At 72.6% G+C, this 4,523-nt stretch carries 4 protein-coding genes; all 4 read right to left on the reverse strand.

Translation table 11 applies throughout. The features are described from left to right. Positions 1-161: 161 nt before the first annotated feature. A complete protein-coding gene (locus AB0F40_RS27265) occupies positions 162-1,265 on the reverse strand; it encodes a LacI family DNA-binding transcriptional regulator (protein ID WP_357475421.1) in 1,104 nt (367 codons plus the stop codon). 164 nt (positions 1,266-1,429) lie between these two features. Beyond that, a complete protein-coding gene (locus AB0F40_RS27270) occupies positions 1,430-2,635 on the reverse strand; it encodes a glycosyltransferase (RefSeq protein ID WP_357475423.1) in 1,206 nt (401 codons plus the stop codon). A 70-nt stretch (positions 2,636-2,705) separates the two neighbouring features. Next, a complete protein-coding gene (locus AB0F40_RS27275) occupies positions 2,706-3,350 on the reverse strand; it encodes an ATP-binding protein (protein ID WP_357475425.1) in 645 nt (214 codons plus the stop codon). A gap of 166 nt (positions 3,351-3,516) precedes the next feature. Then, on the reverse strand, positions 3,517-4,353 hold the full coding sequence (locus AB0F40_RS27280; RefSeq protein WP_357475427.1) for an AraC family transcriptional regulator: 837 nt from the start codon (positions 4,351-4,353) through the stop codon (positions 3,517-3,519). Between the last annotated feature and the right edge of the window lie 170 nt (positions 4,354-4,523).

Consider the following 4,523-nt stretch of genomic DNA (forward strand, 5'->3'; position numbering starts at 1 on the left):
GCCGAGGCGCTCCGTGCTCCGAAGTTCGGGACGGTGTTCACGGACCACATGGCGCGGGTCTCCTGGACCAGCGCCGACGGCTGGAAAGACCGGCGCCGACCTCGATGCAAAGTCACGACCTGGATGCAACCTGCCGACCTCGCGAGGCCGCCCCAGGTCCCCTAGCGCCGCGGGGTCGAGTCCCGCAGGACGACCTCGCCCCGCACCACCGCGCCGGACGCCGCGGCTCCCAGGGCCAGCATGGTCGCCGCCTCGCTGACCTCGTCCAGCGGGATCCGCACGGTCGTGAGCCCTGGGGACACGTCGCGCAGGGTGTGGATGTCGTCGAAGCCGGCCACCGCGACGTCGTCGGGCACGCTGAGGCCCGCGTCGCGGACGGCCGCCATCGCGCCCACCGCCATGACGTCGTTGACGGCGAACACCACCTCGGGCCGGTTCGGCTCGGGGTCGGCCGTCGCGGCGCCGGTGCGTGAGAGCAGCCTCGTCATGGCGTCGTAGCCGCCGTCGCGCGTGAAGGCGCCGTCCACCACGTCCCGGTCGAGTGCCGGGCAGCCCAGCGCGGCGAGCGTGTCGAGGAAGCCCGTGGTCCGGTCGGCCGCGGTGCGCAGGCCGGTCGGTCCGGTGAGCACCCCGAAGCTGCGGTACCCGATCTCGTGGAGCGCTCGCGCGAGGTCTCCCGCGCCGCCCGCGTTGTCGATCTCCACGACGGGGAGGTCGCCGACGCCCTGCCCGATCGTCGCGACGCCGCCGCCGGCCTCCCGGAAGGAGGTCAGTGCGGACTCCAGGGCCTTGGCGTCGCTCTCCATCCGGGCGGCGGCCTCGCCCGAGGGGGGCCCCGAGGGGACCCCCGGAAGGACCCCGGGCAGCACGGCCCGGCTGCCCGCCAGGATGATCGCGCGCGACCGCTGACGCCGCGCGAGCTCGACGAAGGCGAGCTCGCGCCCCGGGCTGTGCTCCGTGGAGGAGAGCGTGACGATGAGGCCCTCGCGCTCGGCGGCGCGCGTCACTCCGGCCGCGATCGTCGAGAAGTACGGGTCGGCGATGTCGTGCACCACGAGCCCGAGGGCCGACGTCCGGCCGCGGGCCATGGCCTGGGCGCTCGGGTCCGGTGAGTAGTCGAGGCGGCGTGCCGTCTCCAGGACGCGCTCGCGCAGGTCCTGGCGGACGCTGCGCGTGGCGCTCCCGTTGATGGCGCGCGACGCCGTGGCGAGCGAGACACCGGCCTCGCGGGCGACCTGGCTCAGGGTGACGGGGGCGTCGGACATGAGGTCATCTTGCCGTGTCCGGACGGTCGCCGGGTGCCCACACCGGGTTCCCACGCCGGGTGATCGGCAGAACGTCACGTAGTAGGTACCTCGGAATGCCTCGGAATGCCTCGGAATGCCGACCACCTGACCTTCTGCCGACCACACGTGGCGAAGCCGGGCGGTCAGACCCGGGCCGGCCTCAGGGTCGCCTCGCGGTGCGTGCGCTCGATGATGCTCGCGTAGCCGGCGATCATCCGGACGTGGCTGAACCGGGGCCGGACGGCGGTCCGCGCGGACTCCAGCTCGGCGCGCCGGGCCGCTGCCTCGATCCAGGTGGCGGCGATCTCGGCCGGCTCGAACGACGTCACGAACCCGATGCGCTCCACTATCGACGGCGCGTCGCCCACGGGTGTGGTGACCGGAACGGCCCCGCACATCGAGCCCTCGATGAGGCACAGCGGCGCCGCCTCGCCGAACGTCGAGGTGAGGGCGACGACGTCGGCCGTCGCGTAGACCAGTTCCATGTCGTGCCGTACACCCAGCAGGTCCAGGCGCCCGAGCAGGTCGGGCCGGTCGCCGAAGATGCGGGCGAGGTCGTTCCGCAGGTCGGGGTTGGCCGCGCTCATCCCGGCGCCGCACATCAGGACGTGGCCGCCGGGCTCGAGCTCGAGGAACGTGCGGGCGGACCGGAGGAAGAGCTCGGGGTTCTTCATCTCGTCGTACCGCGCGGCGTAGACCACCACGGTCGCGTCGCTTTGCACGCCGGCCGCACCACGCAAGGCGAGCCGGCGCGCGCCCTGGACCGGCCGGAACCGGGCGAGGTTGATACCGTTCGGCACCACGCGGAGCAGGTCCGCGGGCACGCCGGCCTCGCGGTAGGCGTCCCGCGTGGACTCCGCACAGCAGACGACGGCGGCGAGCCGGCCGCGATCGGCAGCCGTCAGGAGGTCACCGAGCGCGTCGCCCTGGTGCTCCGGGTCGGACCGGTGCAGGCACGCGATCACCGGGCGGTCAGGGAACGCGTCCTGGTTCACGAGCCGGAGCGGCTGCTCCTTGAGCGAGAGCACCACGTGCGAGCCGGCGGCCTGGTGGACCGCGGCCCGGAGCTCGGTCTCGGAGAAGACGCGCGGGTCGTGGCCGGCGTCGGTGCTCCGGCCCAGGGAGCCGATGCGGACGCCGGCGGCGCGCAGGGCGCGGTAGCGGGGATCGTCCTCCATCCGCTGGAGGGTGGCCTCACGCCGGACCTCGTGGTGCAGGCTCAGCACGGAATGCTGCTGACGGCCGCCCTGATGCAGACCGGCGACCACAGTCGAGTGCAGGACACGAGCCCCGCCGCTGAAAAAGCCCTCGTACAGCGAGAGCACACGCAAGCCGTTGCGCTGGATCACAGACACCACCTCCTGTGCCCAGGGTGAGTCCCACGCGTGTGGGCTACATGGCAATCCGGTTACACGTGGATTACGCGTTCGAGGACTTTTGAACAAGCAGGCCGCGGATGTCCTTCTCCGCCTGAGCGGGTGAGGCCTCGCGGCAACCCAGCGCGACCCACCGCTCGATCATCGCAGGCTCCGCGCGAAGGAGCGAGGTACCGCGGCGCAGCAACGTGATGATCGGTTTGCGTGCCTCCGCGACGTCCCGCAGGAACCGGAACCAGAAGGTGATCAGCCGGGGACGGGACAGGCAGATCGCGTCAGCGAGCAGTCCCTCGGCACGGCACTCGTCGACGAGGTGGGCCGCGAAGATGCCCTCGGCCAGGATCAGGGGCGAGTCACCGATGTCGAGCCGGCGCATCCCGGTCCGGCGCGACGTCGGGATGTCGTACACGGGGACGTCGGCGCGACCCTCGGTGGCCAGCTCGTGCAGCGCTGCGAGCGCACCCTTGCCGTCCCAGGTCGCCGGGCTGTCCCAGTCCACGCTCCCGTACCGCTGCGGCAGTCCCGGGTGGTCGATGTCGAGGTAGAAGTCGTCGAGCTGCACCACGGGCAGGCCGAGCCGCCGCGTGAGCGAGGTCTTGCCGGATCCTGACGGCCCGGTCAGCAGCACGACCCGTGCCCGGGGACGCCGGGCACCCGGCGGCAGGTCGAAGAGGGTGGGTTCGGTCACGAGATCCCATTCTTCCGGACGGCGGGCGCGCCGCACGCTCTCCCTGGACCGCGCGTGTGTGACATCTCCCCTTCGAGGCCTAAGTTTCTTCGCTTTGAGGTGGCTCAAAGCGAAGAAACTTAGGCCTCGAAGGGAAGGGGGACGGCGCACGCGGAGGCCCGGAACCTCACGCCGGTCCGCGCTGGTAGCGGGTCGGGGTGGTGCGGAGCAGACGGCGGAAGTGCCTCGTGAGGTGGGCCTGGTCGTAGAAGCCGGTGGCGGTCGCGACGTCGGCTGCCGGCTCACCCGCGAGCAGCCGACGGCGGGCCAGGTCCAGGCGCCGCCCCACGAGGTACCGGTGCGGCGGGAGACCGACCTCGCGGGTGAACGCCCGCACCAGGTGCGGCACGGTGACGTCGAGCTCGGCGGCGACGTCGGTCAGCCGGACGGGCCGTGCCGGGTCGGTGTCGAGCAGGTCCCGGGCGCGCCGGGCGGTCGAGGCGGTGGCGGGCTCGCGCGGCGGCGTCGGGCGACCGGAGAGGTGCCAGGCCAGACCCTCCGTGACCAGGGCGAGCAGGCTCTCGGCGGCGAGGTCCTCGCGCACGGTGAGGGCCCGGTCGAGGCCGACGAAGCGGGCGCGGAGCGCGTCGTCCAGGACGAGGGGCGCGTCGACGGCCCGGCCGACCAGGCCGTCGTCGAGCACCGCCGGCTCCAGGTAGACGACGCGCTTGCGGAAGCCCGCAGTGGTCACGGACCGGCCGTCGTGCACGACGCCCGGCGGCAGCACGGTCACGCCGGTGTGCTGGGCCGCGTGCTCGTGACCGTCCAGGCCATAACCGATCAGCCCGCTGTCGACGACCAGCACGGTCCAGGTGTCGTGCGTGTGGGCGGGGTAGGCGTGCTCGTGCCAGGCGGCGTGCAGCACCTCGGCGACGCCGGCGATCCCCGGCCGCCAGGCGCGCACCACGTCCGGCGCCGCGTCTGCGGCCGAGGCGGAGGCCGAGACCGAACCGAGCGAACCCATGTCAAGAACGTACAAGATCCCGGCTCGCTCGCGGGGGCACTGTGAGCGGTATGACTTTCGAACAGGCCAAGATCGTGATCGGGACTGCCCCAGGAACGGTTGACACGTCTTCTTTGATGAGTCAGGCCGCGAGGGCCAGGGTCTGGTCAGCGTAGACGGTCTCGAACTCG

Origin of the sequence: Promicromonospora sp. NPDC023987 (assembly GCF_040639055.1) — a bacterium.
GTDB lineage: Bacteria > Actinomycetota > Actinomycetes > Actinomycetales > Cellulomonadaceae > Promicromonospora.

Coding starts and splice junctions, on each gene's coding strand:
- AB0F40_RS27265 (WP_357475421.1), bottom strand. CDS start 1,265: ATGTCCGACGCCCCCGTCACCCTGAGCCAGGTCGCCCGCGAGGCCGGT.
- AB0F40_RS27280 (WP_357475427.1), bottom strand. CDS start 4,353: ATGGGTTCGCTCGGTTCGGTCTCGGCCTCCGCCTCGGCCGCAGACGCG.